At 66.4% G+C, this 16916-nt stretch carries 8 protein-coding genes; all 8 read left to right on the forward strand.

Annotation, left to right across the window (positions count from 1 at the left end; translation table 11 throughout):
• The first annotated feature begins 75 nt into the window (after window positions 1-75).
• A complete protein-coding gene (locus VPH41_RS05875) occupies window positions 76-1698 on the forward strand; it encodes a GAF and HD-GYP domain-containing protein (protein ID WP_328569268.1) in 1623 nt (540 codons plus the stop codon).
• Window positions 1698-3968, forward strand: a complete 2271-nt coding sequence (locus VPH41_RS05880; RefSeq protein WP_328569621.1) for a CHASE2 domain-containing protein — start codon at window positions 1698-1700, stop codon at window positions 3966-3968. Before VPH41_RS05875 ends, VPH41_RS05880 begins: the two co-directional genes overlap by 1 nt.
• 211 nt (window positions 3969-4179) lie before the next feature.
• Complete coding sequence (locus VPH41_RS05885) at window positions 4180-5790, forward strand: ShlB/FhaC/HecB family hemolysin secretion/activation protein (RefSeq protein ID WP_328569269.1); 1611 nt, start codon at window positions 4180-4182, stop codon at window positions 5788-5790.
• Window positions 5791-5806: 16 nt separating this feature from the next.
• On the forward strand, window positions 5807-12442 hold the full coding sequence (locus tag VPH41_RS05890; protein ID WP_328569270.1) for a YDG domain-containing protein: 6636 nt from the start codon (window positions 5807-5809) through the stop codon (window positions 12440-12442).
• A gap of 4 nt (window positions 12443-12446) precedes the next feature.
• On the forward strand, window positions 12447-13175 hold the full coding sequence (locus VPH41_RS05895; RefSeq protein ID WP_328569271.1) for a FecR family protein: 729 nt from the start codon (window positions 12447-12449) through the stop codon (window positions 13173-13175).
• Between the two features lie 105 nt (window positions 13176-13280).
• Window positions 13281-15734, forward strand: coding sequence for a heavy metal translocating P-type ATPase (locus tag VPH41_RS05900; protein ID WP_328569272.1), 2454 nt, complete (start codon window positions 13281-13283; stop codon window positions 15732-15734).
• 1 nt (window position 15735) lies between these two features.
• Window positions 15736-16155: a Cu(I)-responsive transcriptional regulator gene (cueR, locus tag VPH41_RS05905; protein ID WP_152281201.1), complete on the forward strand. Its 420-nt coding sequence runs from the start codon at window positions 15736-15738 to the stop codon at window positions 16153-16155.
• A 21-nt stretch (window positions 16156-16176) separates the two neighbouring features.
• Complete coding sequence (locus VPH41_RS05910; RefSeq protein WP_328569273.1) at window positions 16177-16905, forward strand: glutathione S-transferase; 729 nt, start codon at window positions 16177-16179, stop codon at window positions 16903-16905.
• Window positions 16906-16916 lie beyond the last annotated feature (11 nt).

A 16916-nucleotide genomic window follows, 5' to 3' on the forward strand; every position in this document is an offset into this window, starting at 1 on the left:
GTAATGTACAGTGCGCAGGGCGGCCGTTACACTGGCGCTTGCCGATTTCCCCATCCTTACCTGATTGCCACCAACATGCCTCAGTTGCACCCTGAGAAAATCGCCCACAGACTGGAGCAATTGACCGAACTCAGCGTCGCGCTGGGCCACGGCCTGGGCGGCGAGGGACACGATATCGGCGCGCTGCTGCAGCGCATCGTGCTGCTGGCAAAAAGCATGAGCGGGGCCGATGGCGCCACCCTGTACCGGCCCGCGCTTGAGGGCCGCCAGCTGGCGTTCGACATCAGCGTCAACGACAGCCTGGGCATCGCGCAGGGCGCCGACATGGGCTTGCCGGGCGTGCCCCTGTTCGACGAGGCGGGCCAGCCCAACCTGGCATCGGTGGCCGCATATGCGGCGAACCTGCGCCGCAGCGTGAACATCGCCGACGTGTACCGCGACGAGGACTTCAATTTTTCCGGCATGCGCGACTTCGACCGCCACCACGGCTACCACACGCAATCGATCCTGACGGTGCCCATGAGCGACCATGAGGGCGATCTGATCGGCGTGCTGCAGCTGGTCAATGCCAAGGATGGCGACACGGGCCAGGTGCGCGCCTTTTCCTCGACCGACCAGCGCTTCATCGAGGCGCTGGCCGCGCAGGCGGGCGTGGCGCTGACCAATCAGCTGCTCATATCGCAGCTGGAAGAGCTGCTCGAATCGCTGGTTACCCTGATCAATATCGGCATCGATGAAAAGTCGCCGTACACGGGGCGGCACTGCCAGTTCGTGCCCGAGCTGACGATGCTGCTGGCCGACGCCGCGCACGCCACGCAAACGGGGCCGCTGGCCGATTTCCGCCTCAGCGACAACGAACGCAAGCAACTGTGGCTGGCCGGCCTGCTGCACGATTGCGGCAAGATCACCACGCCCGTGCACGTGGTCGACAAGGCCACCAAGCTGGAGACGATTTTCGACCGCATCGCCCTGATCGACACGCGCTACGAAGTGCTGCTGCGCGACGCCGAGATTGCCGCCCTGCGCCAGCAGGCGGCGCAGCCGCAGCAGGCGGACGCCATCGGGCAGGCGCTGGAGCGGGAGCTGGCCGCGCTGCGCGCAGAGCGCGACTTCATCCGCAGGGTTAACATCGGCGGCGAGAGCATGGCGCAGGCCGACCAGGAAAGAGTGCGGCAGATCGCCAAGCGCCGCTGGCGCGCGGCGGACGGCCAGCTGCGCGATTTCCTCGACGCCGACGAGACGGAAAACCTGACCATCCGCGCGGGCACCCTGACGGCAGCCGAGCGGGCCATCGTCAACAACCATATCAGCGTGTCGATCCGCATGCTCGAGGCGCTGCCGTGGCCTAAGCACCTGCAGAAGGTGCCCGAATACGCGGGCGGCCACCACGAGCGCATGGACGGCAAGGGCTATCCGCGGGGACTGACGAAGGAGCAGATGTCGGTACCGGCGCGGCTGATGGCCATCGCCGATATTTTCGAGGCCCTGACGGCGCGCGACCGGCCCTATAAAAAGGGCAAGCCGCTGTCCGAATCCTTGCGCATCCTCGGCAACTTCAGCCTGAACGGGCATATCGATCCGGACCTGTTCGACGTTTTCATCCGCAGCAAGGTGTATTTGACCTTCGCTGAAAAACACATGCATCCGAGCCAGATCGATACCGTCGACGAGGCGGCCATTCCGGGCTACACGCCGTGATGCGGGCCTGGCGCGCGGCGCTGGCGCAGACCTTGCGCAAGCATGGGGCGCGCTTTTTGCTGGGCGTGCTCCTGAGCGCGGCGGCCGCCATCGCGTGCCTGGCCGGCAGTGACAATATCGCGCGGCTCGACGCCATGCTGGGCGACTGGCGCATGCGTGCCGAGACGCCGCAGCTGGACCGCCGCATCGTCATCGTCGACATCGACGAGCAAAGCCTGGCCCGGGTGGGCCGCTTCCCGTGGAGCCGCGATATCCAGGCGCGCCTCGTGCGCCAGCTCACCGCGCATTACGACGTCGCCGCGCTGGGCTTCGATATCTCGTTTCCCGAAGCGGACACCAGTTCCGGCTATGCCGTGCTGCAAGGCCTGGCGCGGGGCGAACTGGCTGGCGTGGCCGGCCTGCCGGCGCAGCTGGAAAAACTGCGTCCGGCCATGGACTACGATGGCCTGTTTGCCGAGGCCATGCGCGGCCAGCCCGTGGTGCTCGGCTACAGCGTCTCGGAACAGCAAAGAAAGGGCGTGCTGCCCAAGCCGGCCTTCACCGTGGCCGATTTGAACGGGCGCGCCGTCACGGCCTACGTGGCGCGCGGCTACGAAGCCAATATCGGGCCCCTGCAGGCGGCCGCGCAGGGCGCCGGCATCTTCACGGCGCTCACCGATGCGGACGGCGTGGTGCGTTCCTCGACCCTGTTGCAGCGCATCGGCGACGGCTATTATCCGTCGCTGTCGCTGGCCACGGTGGCCGTCTATCTGCAGGCGCGCGCCATCGCTCCCCGTTTCACGGGCACGGCCGATACCCTGTCGGCGCGCGAGCTGGCCAACGGCGGGCTCGAACACCTCATGCTGTTCACGCCGCGCGGCGCGATGACGATCCCCGTGGGCGAAGCGCTGACCGCCACGGTGCAGTACCGCGGCGCGGGCGGCCCAGCCGGCGGCGCCTTCCGCTATGTGTCGGCGTCCGACGTGCTGGCCGGCACGGTTGCGCCCGCGCTGCTGAAAGGGGCCATCGTGCTGGTGGGTACCACGGCGCCGGGCTTGAACGATATCCGCGCCACGCCCGTGAATGCGGAATACCCGGGCGTGGAAGTGCACGCCAACCTGATCAAGTCCATGCTCGACGGGCGCTTCAAGGCGCGCCCCGACTATGCGCTGGCGTTCGAGCTGGTGCAGATCGTGCTGTTTGGCCTGCTGCTGGCGGGCGCCCTGGCCGTGCTGCCGCCGGCCGGCGTGATGCTGGCCACCGTGGGCGCGCTGGCGGCCGCCATCGCCATCAACCTGTATCTGTACGCCGTGCACGACCTGGTGCTGGGCGGCGCCGTGCTGTTGCTGCTGATCGTCGCGCTGTTCATCGTCAACCTGGCGTGGGGCTACTTTTTCGAGGTGCGCAAGGGCCGCGCGCTGGTGGCGCGCTTCGGCGAATATGTGGCGCCCGAACTGGTGGCCGAGATGGCCGACGATCCGCAGCGCTACACCATGGAAGGCGAGAACCGCGAACTGACGGTGCTGTTTGCCGACGTGCGCGGTTTTACGGCCATTTCCGAGCAACTGGCGCCGGCGGTGCTGCGCGAATACATCAATCTGTACCTGACGGCCATGTCGGAAGATATCCGCGACAGCCATGGCGGCACCCTCGACAAATACATCGGCGACGCCGTGATGGCGTTCTGGGGCGCGCCCGTCGCCTTTGCCGACCACGCCAGCCGGGCCGTGGCCAGCGCCCTGCTGATGCAGCACAGCGCGGCGCGCCTGAACGGGGATTTCGCCGCGCGCGGCTGGCCGGCGCTGCGCATCGGCATCGGCATCAATACGGGCCCCATGCATGTGGGCGACATGGGCTCGCGCATCCGCCGCGCCTATACGGTGATGGGCGACAGCGTCAACCTGGCCGCGCGCCTGGAAGGGGCCAGCAAGCTGTATGGCGTGGGCATCGTCGTGGGCGCCGCCACGCGCGCCGCCGCGCCGGATTTCCTGTACCGCGAACTCGACCGCATAAGAGTGCTGGGCAAGCAGGAAGCGGTGGCCATCTTCGAGCCGCGCTGCCTGCTGGCCGACGCCGGCGAAGCGGAGTTGGCGCAGCTGGAGCGCTGGCACGGGGTGCTGGCCCTGCTGCGCGCGCGCGACTGGGCGGCCGCCAACGTGCAATTGGCGCAGTTGCAGGCGGACTTCCCCGACGATGGACTGTACCGCCAGTACGCGGTGCGCCTGCAGCGTTATCGCAGCGCGCCACCGCCTGCCGACTGGGATGGCGTGACGGAATTGAGCAGCAAGTAAACGTGCTCCTGCTGTCGAAAATATAAGGAATTGCGTCATTGTTCAGCATTGCGGCGCACCGTTTGTTGCGCTGCGATGAAAATCAGGGGAGTAATGTTAGAAATTTCTGACTGGAAACTAAAAGCCGTCTAAAATTTGTCTTCAATCCATTGCCGGACACGCTGGCGCCTGCGGGCGGCGCGCTGGTCCGGTTACACAAGAAATCCTTCACATGACATATCGTTTGGTGCACCTGCTTGCGGGTTCCGCGCTGCTGTTCGCCGTCGGCGCCGCCGGCGCTGCCGTTTCCATGGATGACGCTGCTCCTGCCCTGCAGGAGGACGGCGTGCCGCGCTTCGAAATCCGCCGCTTCGATGTCCAGGGCAATACCCTGCTCACGTCCGCGCAGGTGCAGGCCTTGCTGGCGCCTTTTACGGGTGTACAGCGCGATTTTTCCGACATTGCCCGCGCCGTCGAGGCGCTGGAAGGGGCTTACCGCGCGCGTGGCTACAGCGCCGTGCAGGTGCAGCTGCCCGAGCAGGAACTGGAACGGGGCGTGGTGCGCCTGAACGTGCTGCAAACGCCGCTGGGCAAGGTGGCCATCAGCGGCAATACCCATGTCGACGAAGCCAACGTGCGGCGCGCCTTGCCCGCCCTGCGCGAAGGCGAGACGCCGAACTTGCCGGCCCTGTCGCAAAGCCTGAAGCTGGCCAATGAAAATCCGGCGCGCAAGATCGAAGTGCGCCTGCAGGCCGACGAGCCGGCGGGCGCCATCGACGCCATCGTCGCGGTGGCCGATGAAAAGGCCTGGAAAGCCATGCTCAACGTGGACAACACGGGCAGTGCGCAGACGGGCAAGACGCATGTGGGCGTGGTGCTGCAGCACGCCAACCTGTTCGGCCGCGACCATGTCGCCAGCCTGCAATACACGAGCAGCCTGGAAAAGCCGGACAAGGTGGGCGTGTACGGCGCCGGCTACCACTTGCCGCTGTACGCGCTGGGCGACTCGATGGACTTCTTTGCCAGCTATTCGAACGTCGATTCGGGCAGCGTTTCGGCCGGCATCTTCGACCTGGCCGTCAGCGGCCAGGGCAGCATGGCCGGCATCCGCTACAACCAGAACTTTGCCCGCAGCGACGATTTCGAACCCAAGCTCGTGTACGGCATCGATTACAAGGCTTACCGCAACAGCGTGCAATTGTTCGGCATGGAACTGGGCGCCGACGTCACCGTGCATCCGCTCAGCGTCAGCTACATCGGCAACTGGACCTTGCCCACGGGCGAGACCAGCGTGGCCGTCACGTTCGCGCACAATATTCCCGGTGGCAAGCATGGCGCGCAAGCCGATTTCGACCGCGTGCGCGCGCATGCGAAAGCGGCCTACAACACCGTGCGCCTGAGCGCCAGTTCGGGCCGCGTGCTGGCCGGCGACTGGCAATGGCGCGCGCTGGTCAATGCGCAGGTCACGCCGGACGCGCTGGTGCCGGGCGAGCAGTTCGGCGCCGGCGGCGCCGCGTCCGTGCGGGGCTTTGCCGAACGCGAGGTGGCCAACGATTCGGGCGTCAACCTGAACCTGGAACTGTACACGCCGAACTGGTGCGGCCAGGCGCTGGGCTACCAATGCCGCGCGCTGGCTTTCTACGACACGGCCTGGCTGCGCCGCAACCATGCGCTGCCTGGCGAGAGCGCTTCGCAAGGCATCAGCAGCGGCGGGCTCGGCTTGCGTTTGCTGCTGAGCCGCTACGCCAATCTGCAACTCGATTACGCCCATGTCGTCAATGGCGGCGATACGGGACAGCGGGGCGCCAACCGCCTGCATTTCCGCCTCGCCTTGGCCTACTAGCATCAGGATGAACACCATGCACACTCACGTCCAGCACGCCTCCGTTTTCATCCTGACGCCACCCTTTGCGCCGCCCTCGCGCCGCACGGCGCTGGCGCTGCTGCTCGCCGGCTGCTTCGGCGCGGCGCAGGCCAATCCCGCCTTGCCGCAGGTGGTCAATGGACAGGCCACGTTCAACCAGCAGGGCAATGTGTTCTCGATCACGAACACGCCCAACACCATCATCAACTGGCAGAGCTTTTCCATCCATGCGGGCGAAATCACGCGCTTCATCCAGCAAAACGGCAATAGCGCCGTGCTCAACCGCATCACGGGACAAGACCCCAGCAAGATCCTGGGCAGCCTGGAATCGAACGGCAAGGTATTCCTGATCAATCCGAACGGCATCGTCTTCGGCCAGGGTGCGACAGTGAACGTGAACGGCCTGGTGGCGTCCAGCTTGGGCCTGTCGAACGAGGACTTCCTGGCCGGCAAGCGCCAGTTCACGGCGGGCAGCGTGGCCGGCAGCGTCGGCAATGCGGGCACCATCAACGGGGGCAAGGGCGGGCAAGTGCTGCTGATCGCGCCGAACGTGGAAAACACGGGCATCATCACGGCGCCGAACGGCGAAGTGATCCTGGCGGCCGGGCGCAGCGTGCAGCTGGCCGACCCCGGCAATCCGCAATTGCGCCTGCTGGTTTCGGCGCCAGCCGACCAGGCATTGAACCTGGGCCAGATCATCGCCCAGGGCGGCAGCATCGGCATGGCGGGCGCGCTGGTCAGCCAGCGCGGCGTGCTCAACGCGAACAGCGCCGTCGTCGGCGAGCATGGTCGCATCGTGCTCAAGGCCAGCGGCAAGGCGCTGCTCGAAGGGGGCAGCGTCACCAGCGCCACGGGCGCGGCCGGCAAGGGCGGCGAGATCCAGGTGCTGGGCGAGCAGGTGGGTTTGCTGGGCAATGCGCGCATCGATGCCAGCGGTGCCACGGGCGGCGGCACGGTCTTGCTGGGCGGCGACTACCAGGGCAAGAACGCGGCCGTGCAGAATGCGCGCCAGGTGCTCATCGGCAAGGATGCCACAGTGGCCGCCGATGCCACCGGTAACGGCAACGGCGGCAAGGTCATCGCCTGGGGCAATGAATCGGCGCAAGTGCACGGCAGCATTTCCGCACGCGGCGGCGCCCAGGGCGGCGACGGCGGCTTCGTGGAAACCTCGGGCCATTCCCTGGCCGTGGACGGCATCCGCGTCGATACGAGCGCGCGCCGCGGCAAGCGCGGCAGCTGGCTGCTCGATCCCTACGATATCGACGTGGTGCAGGGCGGCGGCGGCAGCCTCGGCGACGTGGACGAGTTTGCCGAAGGTCCGCCCTCCAGCAGCACCAGCATCGGCGCCGACGTGATTTCCAACGCCAACAGCAACGTGACCTTGCAGGCCCAGCACCGCATCAATTTCAGCAGCGCCGTCAATATGCTCAATCCCGGCATCGGCCTGAGCGCCACGGCGGGCGAGACGATCAATGTGTATGCGGCCATCAGCACCAACGGCGGCAATGTGACCTTGTCGGCCAACGACGCCAGCAGCGGCGGCGCGTATGGTCCCGGTTCGAATATCCACCTGAACGCGCCGATCACGACGAACGGCGGCAATGTGTCGCTGTCCGGCGCCAGCGTGGCGGGCAGTGGCGTGGTCAGCGTCGGCAGCGGCAACCTGTCCCTGCGCGCCAATTTCTCGGGCGGCGAAATCAACCTGACGGGCGGCGGCGCAAGGCTGACGGGCAGCGGCGCCGCCGGCCAGACGGTGACCTTGCAGGCAGACAGCATCAGCCTCGGCGGCACGCTGGATTTCGGCGGCACCGGCGGGCGCGCCAGCGTGGCGATCAAGCCCCTGAGCAGTTCGCGCCTCATCGACCTGGGCAGCAAGTCCGGCGGCGCCCTGGGCCTGGACGCGGCCGAGCTGGCCGGCATCTCGGCGTCCTCGCTGAGCATCGGCGACGGCAGCAACACGGGTGGCATGCGCATTTCGAATGCGATCAATCTGGCGGGCGACCTGCGCCTCAATTCAGCTTCCCCCATCACGGCCACGGGCGCCGTCACGGTCGGCGGCCTGTTTGCCCTCGACGGCGGCGCGTGGACGCAAAATGCCTCCGGCCTGGCCGCTTTCTCGGCCAGCCGCTTCGCCATCGCGCCGGGCGCCAGCTTCCTGCGCGTGAGCGGCGGCGACGGCAGCACGGCCGCGCCTTACCAGATCGTCGATATCTACGGCTTGCAAGGCATCGGCAGCCTGGGGCTGGGCAACAACTACCGGCTGATGGGCAATATCGACGCCAGCGGCACCGCCAGCTGGAACCAGGGCGCCGGTTTTGCGCCCATCGCCGGCGGCGACGGCGCAGGGTATGCGGGCATGTTCGACGGCGGCGGTTTTGCCATCAACGGCCTGTACATCAATGCCCTGAATCCGACCGTCAGCTCCGGCGTGGGCCTGTTCGGCAAGGTGCAGGGGGGGACGGTGCGCAAGCTGGACCTGCAGAATGGCAGCGTGGCGGGGGTGAACAATGTCGGCGCGCTGGTCGGCCTGAATGTGGGCGGAACGCTGGACACCGTGCGCAGCAGCGCCGCGGTCAGCGGCGCCAGCGCCGTCGGCGGCCTGGTCGGCAGCAACGGCGGCACGCTGCGCAATGCCGGCGCCAGCGGCAACGTCGCGGGCATCAATGCGGTCGATGGCGGCAGCATCGGCGGGCTGGTGGGGACAAACCTGGCCGGCGCCAGTATCGATGCCGCCTACGCCACGGGCGATGTGACGGGCGCGCGCGACAAGGTCGGTGGCCTGGTGGGGAACAATGACGGCGCCATTGCGCAGTCCTACGCCACGGGCAGCGCCCGCGGCGCGGCCAATATCGGTGGCCTGGCGGGACGCAATGGCGGCAGCATCAGCGACGCCTACGCCACCGGCGCCGTCGGCGTGTCGGCCGATGGCGACCCGGCGGTGCCCCGCGCAAACTTGGGCGGGCTGATCGGCTGGAGCGTGGCGGGCAGCAGCGCCAGCCACGTCTACAGCAGTGGCGCCGTGGCCGGCAGCGGCTTTGCGGGCGGCACGGTGGGCGGGCTGGTGGGCCGCGCCGATGTGGGCGCGGGCATCGCATTCGGTTTCTGGAACTATGAGACGGCCGGCATCCAGATGGACCAGGGCGGCGCCAGCGGCCGCACCACGGCGCAGATGCAGCAGCAGGGCAGCTTCAACGATTTCAATTTCAGCAGCGTCTGGCGCATCTACGATGGCTATACGACGCCGATGCTGAAGGCGCTCCTGAAGCCGCTGCAAGTGAACGTGTCGGACAATGCCAGCGGCAAGGTCTACGATGGCCAGCTGGCCGCCTTCCTGGGCACGATAGGCTACGTGGGATTGCTCGATGGCGACACGGGCGTCAATGGCAGCCTCGGCTATGGGAGCAATGCACGCAATGTGGGCACCTACGGCCTGTCGGGGTTGTGGTCGACCAAGTACGACATCACCCTGGGCGGCACGACCACCTATGCCATCACGCCGCGCATCCTGACGGTGGGCATCGGCGGCAATGGCAAGGTGTATGACGGCAACCTGGGCTATGACGGCGCCACCTTTGTGCTGGGCAATGTGGTCGCGGGCGATAACATCAGCATCAGCGGCAGCGCCGCCTTCCTCGACAAGAACGCGGGCAGCGGCAAGGCCGTGCATGCCAGCGGCCTGGCCCTGGGCGGCAATGAACTGGGCAACTACAGCCTGGCCGCAAGCACGCAGGACGGCACGGCGGACATCACGGCACGCGTGCTCAACTATGGCGTCACGGGCGCGCAAAGCCGCGTCTACGACGGCACGCTGCGAGCGGTCCTGGAGGGCTATTTTGAAGATCTGGTGGCGGGCGACCAGGTCGGCATGGCCGGCTTGCTGGGCAGCTTCCGCGACAAGAACGTGGGCAGCGGCAAGAGCGTCGACTACCAGGTGGCGACGGGCCACCTGACGGGCGCCGATGCGGGCAATTATGTGCTCAACGACTACACGGGCAGCACGACGGCCGATATCACGGCGCGCGTCCTGAACGTGAGCTTTAGCGGCGTCAACAAGACGTATGACGGCACGACGACCGCGCAAGTCGGCTTTGGCGACGACCGCATCCAGGGCGACGCCTTGAGCGTGAGCGGCAATGGCGCGTTTGGCAACAAGAATGCGGGAAGCGGCAAGGCCGTGAGTGTGACGAACGTGGCGTTGAGCGGCGGCGATGCGGGCAATTATGTGTTGAACAGCAATGCGGGCAGCACCACGGCCGATATCACGGCGCGCACCTTGCACGTGAGCTTCAACGGCGTCAACAAGACCTATGACGGCACGACGGGTGCGCAAGTCGGCTTCGGCGACGACCGGGTCAGCGGCGACAGCCTGACGGTGGCGGGCAGCGCCGCGTTTGGCGACAAGAACGCGGGGGCGGGAAAAACCGTTGCCGTGACGAATGTGGGACTCGATGGCGCCGATGCGGGCAATTATGTGTTGAGCGCTCATTCCGGCAGCACCACGGCCGACATCGGCGCGCGCACCTTGCACGTGAGCTTTAACGGCGTCAACAAGACCTATGACGGCACGACGGCCGCGCAGGTCGGCTTCGGCGACGACCGCATCCAAGGCGACAGCCTGACGGTGGCGGGCAGCGCCGCGTTTGGCAACAAGAACGCGGGGGCAGGAAAAACCGTCGCCGTGACGAATGTGGGCCTCGATGGCGCCGATGCGGGCAACTATGTGCTGAGCGCCCGCTCCGGCAGCACCACGGCCGACATCGGCGCGCGCGCGCTGAACCTGTCCGGCGTGGCGGGCAACAAGGTCTACGATGGCACGACGGGTGCCAGCCTGGTCCTCGGCGATGACCGTGTTGCCGGCGACAGCTTGACGGCTTCGGCGGTGGCCAACTTTGCGGACAAGAACGTGGGCACCGCCAAGGCCGTGCAGCTGAGCGGCGCGGCCTTGGCGGGCGCCGATGCGGGCAATTACTTTATCGTCTTGCCCACAGGCTTGCTGGCCAGCATTAGGCCCGCCAGCCTGACCCTGGCCGGCCTGAGCGCGGCCGGCAAGGTGTATGACGGTACGGTTTTCGCGACGGTCAGCGCGTCGGCAAACGGCGTGCTGGGCCAGGATGTGGTCAGCGTGGTGGGCGGCAGCGGCAGCTTTGCCGACAAGAACGCGGGCGCGGGCAAGCTCGTGACGGCCAGCGGCTTCCGCCTGGCGGGCGCCGATGCGGGCAACTATACCCTGGAAACGACGGGCGGCACGACGCAGGCAGCGATCGCCCAGAAGCAGATGTCCACGTGGATCGGCAGCGGCAACGGCTTGTGGAGCGACGCCGCCAACTGGGACGGCGGCGTGGTGCCGGAAGGCGCGAACGTGCTTGCTGTCGACTTCAGCAACAGCAAGGGCATCGTGACCTACAGCGCGGCGGCCGGCAATACCGTCCTGAAAAACCTGAACTCGGCATCGGGTTTGCTGTTGACGGGCGGCAGCCTGACTCTCGGCGAAAGCGCGCTCGACCGCTCCGTGCTGGGCGGCCTGGCCGGCCTGGAAATCAACGGCGGCAGCCTGCTGCTGAACGGCAGCCTGTCGGCCGACCGTTATGCGCAAGGCGGCGGAGTGTTGAGCGGCAACGGTAACTTGCTCGTCGCCAACAGCTTCCGCCAGACGGCCGGCGCCATCCGGCTGGCGGGCCAGCTGGCCATCACGCAGGCGAGCGGCGATTTGCGCTTTGCCAGCCTGGCGGCCAGCGAGGTGAAATTGAGTGCCTTGAACGGCGCCATAGGCCAGGACGGTGCGCTGCTTGCCGGCAGCCTGGCTGCGCAGGCGCAAAACGGCATCGTGCTGGGCAATGCGGGCAACCAGGTGGGCAGTTTTACTGCCAGCAACAGCGCAGGGGGCGGCATTGCGCTGAACAATACCTCGGCGCCGGGCAGCCTGGTCCTGGGAACCTTGGTCACGGGGGCGGGCAATATCGCCATCGACAACACGGGCGCCATCGCCGCTGGCAATATCAATGCGAACGGCGGCAACGTGAGCGTGACGGCGCACAGCCCCGTCACCGTCAACGGCAAGATCCAGGGCAACGATATTGCGCTCAATGCCAGCACGGACGTGGTGCTGGGCAATGGCGCGCAGCTGGCAGCGGCGCGCGACATCAGCCTGGCGGCTGGCGGCGACGTCCGCCTCGAAGGCAATGCCCAGGTTCTCGGCGGCGGCAATTTCAGCGTCAGCGCGGGCGCCAACGTGCGCTTTGCGGACACGGCAAGTGTCACCTTGCCGGCAGCGTCCGGCATGAGCGTACTGGCGAAAGCGGGCAGCATCACGGGCGCGCCGGGCGTGCGCATCAACCGCCAGCGCACCGGCGCGACCTTGCTGGCGCCGAATGGCGCGGTGAACATGGCGGACGCCATCTTCCTGCCGGCGACCACCGTCGACAAGCCCGTCATCGATGCCAGCGCCAGCGCCGCCATCGTTGACGCCTTGCGCATCATCAAGCAGGCCGACCGTACCGACGACCCGCTCGCTTCCGCGTCGCCAGCCAAGGATGATGACAAGAAGAAAGACAGCAAGGATGTTGCCGATGCCACAGATAAACCCACAGGATACAAATACGATGATGCCGCTAAAAAAATGTACTGCAATTAAGGCCTTGTTGTGGCTGGCCCTGATGTGCGCGGGCGCGCATGCCTGGGCGGGACAGGTGGCGGGCACGGTGATGCAGCTGAGTGGTCCGCTGATGGCCAAGAAGGCCGATGGCAAGGTGAAAATCCTGGCCATCAAGTCCGAAGTCGAGCAGGGCGATACCTTGCTGACAGAAAAGGAGACCTATGCCTTGATCAAGCTGATCGACAATAGCGAAATCACCCTGAAGCCGAATACCAGTTTCGTGATCGAGCAATTCAGCTATGTGGCCGAACAGCCCGATGGCGACCACGCCATCTTCAGCCTGCTCAAGGGGGGCTTGCGTTCCGTCACGGGCTTGCTGGGCAAGCGCAACAAGGAGCGTTTCGAGATGAAGACGCCGGCCGCCACCATCGGCATCCGCGGCACGACGTTTGTTGCCACCTATGTGCCGGCCTCGGCACCGACACCGGCACCGTCGGTGCCCACTGTGCCGCTACCGGGAGGGGGGGCGAGGGCGCCGGGCCTGTATGTCCAGGTGCTCGATGGCCTGATTCATGTGACCAATCCGGGCGGGACGCAAAATTTTGCTGCCGGGCAATTTGGTTTTACGCCCAGCTTCAAGCAGCCGCCCGTGATGCTGCCGGCCAATCCCGGCATCCCGTTCACGCCGCCGCCGGCGTTTTCGGCATCGCCGCTATCGAGCACGGGCGCCGCCAGCGGCAAGCCGGCCGCCATCGATTGCGTCGTGCGTTAAGCATCGCCAAACAAGCCCGGCACACCGTGCAAATAGGGCTTGACCTTCCCATCATGGGATAGCAGATCCTGACCCTATTCGTTACTCTTTCGTACAGGATCTGCCATGCACCAGACCACACTCGCTCCCGCCAATTCCAGTCCTCCTCCGCCGCCTTCTGCCGGTGCCGCGCATGCGCAGGCGCTGGCCATCGAAGGCATGAGCTGCGCCTCGTGCGTGGGCCGCGTGGAAAAGGCCCTGGCCGCCGTGCCCGGCGTGACCCAGGCCAGCGTCAACCTGGCCACGGAAATGGCCAAAGTCACGTCCAGCACGCCGATTCCCCTGGCCACCCTGCAGGCGGCAGTGGAAAAGGCCGGCTACACGGTGGCGCAGCGCGAGGTCGACCTCGATATCGCCGGCATGACGTGCGCCTCTTGCGTGGGGCGGGTGGAAAAAGCCTTGCTGAAGGTGCCGGGCGTGCTGGCCGCCAGCGTCAACCTGGCCACGGAAAGCGCGCGCATCACGGTGACGGGCGGCTTGGAAGCGGGCGCCCTGATCGCCGCCATCGGCAAGGCCGGCTATGACGCCACGGCACCCGCCGCCAGCCAGGCCAGCGCGCCCGCCGTGCTGCCCAACCGAGACGGCTTGAAAGTGGCGCTGGCCGCCATCCTCGCCTTTCCCCTGATGCTGCCCATGCTGCTCGAATGGGCGGGCATCCATCTGATGCTGCCCGGTGCTCTGCAATTCGCGCTGGCAACACCCGTGCAATTCTATTTTGGCGCGCGTTTCTACAAGGCGGGCTGGAAGGCGGCGCGCGCGGGCAGCGGCAATATGGACTTGCTGGTGGCGCTGGGCACGAGCGCCGCGTACGGCTTGTCCGTCTACCAGTGGCTGACGGCGGGCGAGATGCTGCCGCATCTGTACTTCGAAGCGTCGGCCGTCGTCATCACCCTGGTGTTGCTGGGCAAATGGCTGGAAAGCCGCGCCAAGCGCCAGACGGCCTCGGCCATTCGCGCGCTGCAAGTCTTGCGCCCGGAATCGGCCCGCGTGCGCCGCGATGGCATCGAGCTGGACTTGCCCGTGGAACAGGTCAAGGTGGGCGACCTGGTGGTGATCCGTCCCGGCGAACGGGTGGCCGTCGATGGCGTGGTGGTGGAAGGCGCCAGCCAGATCAACGAGTCGCTGATCACGGGTGAAAGCTTGCCTGTCGATAAGCATGTGGGCGACAAGGTCACGGGCGGCGCCATCAATGCGGACGGCTTGCTGCTGGTGCGCACGCAAGCCGTGGGCGGCGAGACGACCTTGTCGCGCATCATCCGCCTGGTGGAAGATGCGCAGGCGGCCAAGGCGCCCATCCAGCACCTGGTCGACAAGGTCAGCGCGATTTTCGTGCCCGTGGTGCTGGTGCTGGCGCTGCTGACCATGCTGGGCTGGTGGTTCGCCACGGGCGAGCTGGAAAACGCCATCATCAATGCCGTGGCCGTGCTCGTCATTGCCTGCCCCTGCGCGCTGGGCCTGGCCACGCCGACGGCCATCATGGCGGGCACGGGTGTTGCCGCCCGTTACGGCATCCTGATCAAGGATGCGGAAGCGCTGGAAGTGGCGCACGCCGTCAATACCGTCGTGTTCGACAAGACGGGCACCCTGACGGTGGGAAAACCTGCGCTGGCGGCCCTGCATGCGCACGGCATCGAGGAAACACGGCTGCTGCAACTGGCGGCCAGCATCCAGCGTGGCAGCGAGCACAGCCTGGCTACGGCCGTACTCGATGCTGCTGCCCTGCGCCACATCGAACCGTTGCCCGCCACGGCCCTGTCGGCCTTGCCTGGCCGGGGATTGGCGGCCAGTGTGGATGGTCTGGAATTGAAGCTGGGCAGCACGCGGCTGATGCAGGAGTTGCAGGTGGACATGACGCCGCTGGCGGCCCAGGCCTTGTCCCTGGAAGCCACGGGCAACACGATCTCGTGGCTGGCGACGGGCACGCAATTGCTGGGCCTGTTCGCCTTTTCCGACCAGGTCAAGCCCAACGCGCAGCAGGCGATTGCCCATCTGCACAGCCTGGGCATCCGCACGGTGATGCTGACGGGGGATAATCAGGGCAGCGCGGACGCCGTCGGCAAGGCCCTGGGCATCGACACGGTGGCAGCGAAAATGCTGCCGGCCGATAAAACCGCTAAAATCATCGCCTTGAAAGGCGAGGGCGCGAAGGTGGCCATGGTGGGCGACGGCATCAACGATGCGCCCGCGCTGGCGGCCGCCGACGTGGGCATCGCCATGTCGACGGGCACGGACGTGGCCATGCATGCGGCCGGCATTACCCTGATGCGCGGCGATCCGGCCCTGGTGGCGGACGCCATCGATATCTCGCGCCGCACGTACAGCAAGATACGGCAGAATCTGTTCTGGGCCTTCATTTATAACCTGATCGGCATTCCGCTGGCCGCGTTCGGCCTGCTCAACCCCATGGTGGCGGGCGCGGCGATGGCCTTCAGTTCCGTCAGCGTGATCAGCAATGCCCTGTTGCTGCGCCGCTGGAAGGCGCACAGTCATGCAGGTAGCGCGCAAACCAAGGAGTCATAGGATGAATATCGGCCAGGCAGCCAGCGAAACGGGCGTATCGGCGAAAATGATACGCTACTACGAGAGCATTTCCTTATTAAAACCCAGCGCCCGCAGCGACGCGGGTTACCGCATCTACACGCCGAACGACTTGCACGCCTTGCGCTTCATCAAGCGCGCGCGGGGCCTGGGGTTTTCGCTGGAACAGATCCGCGAGCTGCTGTCGCTGTGGCAAAACGACCAGCGCGCCAGCGCGGACGTGAAAGGCATCGCCCTGGCCCATGTGGCCGATTTGAATCAGCGCATCGCCGAACTGACGGAAATGCGCGATACCCTGGCCCACCTGGCGCAATCGTGCCACGGCGACGACAAGCCCGATTGTCCCATCCTGCAAAGCCTGGGCCTGGCAGGTGAAGCGGACGCGAAAGCATGTTGCCATTGATGTAAATCAACGGAGGTGTGTATGGCCTATGAACTGTACTACTGGCCCACGATCCAGGGACGCGGAGAATTCATCCGCCTGGCGCTGGAAGAGGCGGGTGCCGACTACCGCGACGTCGCCCGCTTGCCCGCACGCCCGGGACAGGGCGTGCCCGCCATGCTGGCCTGCCTCGATGGCGACAGCGTGCCCCATGCCGCCTACGCGCCGCCCGTGCTGCGCGACGGCGACTTGCTGATCGGCCAGACGCCGAACATCCTGCAGTACCTGGGCCGCCGCCTGGGCCTGGCGCCGCGCGCGGAAAGCGGCCGCTTGTGGCTGAACCAGCTGCAACTGACGATGGCCGACTGGCTGACGGAAGTGCACGACACGCACCACCCGCTGTCGATGAATCAATATTACGCAGAGCAAAAGCAGGCGGCCATGCTGCGCAGCGCGGATTTTCGCGAAACACGTTTGCCCAAGTTTCTTGATTATTTCACGCAAGTTTTGCTGAGCAATGGCAGCCGCGGCCAGTATCTGGTGGGTTCAAAACTCACGTATGGCGACCTGTCGCTGTTCCAGATGCTGGCGGGCCTGCGCTATGCGTTTCCGCAAGCCATGGCGCGCCTGGCGCCCCGGTACCCGGCCCTGTGCGCGCTGCACGACGCCGTGGCGGCGCGGCCGAATATCGCCCGCTATCTGCGGTCGAAGCGCCGCATCCCGTTCAACGAGGACGGCATCTTCCGCCATTACCCTGAACTGGACGGGTAAACAAAAACAGC

Source organism: Janthinobacterium sp. P210006, from assembly GCF_036231885.1.
GTDB lineage: Bacteria > Pseudomonadota > Gammaproteobacteria > Burkholderiales > Burkholderiaceae_D > Janthinobacterium > Janthinobacterium violaceinigrum.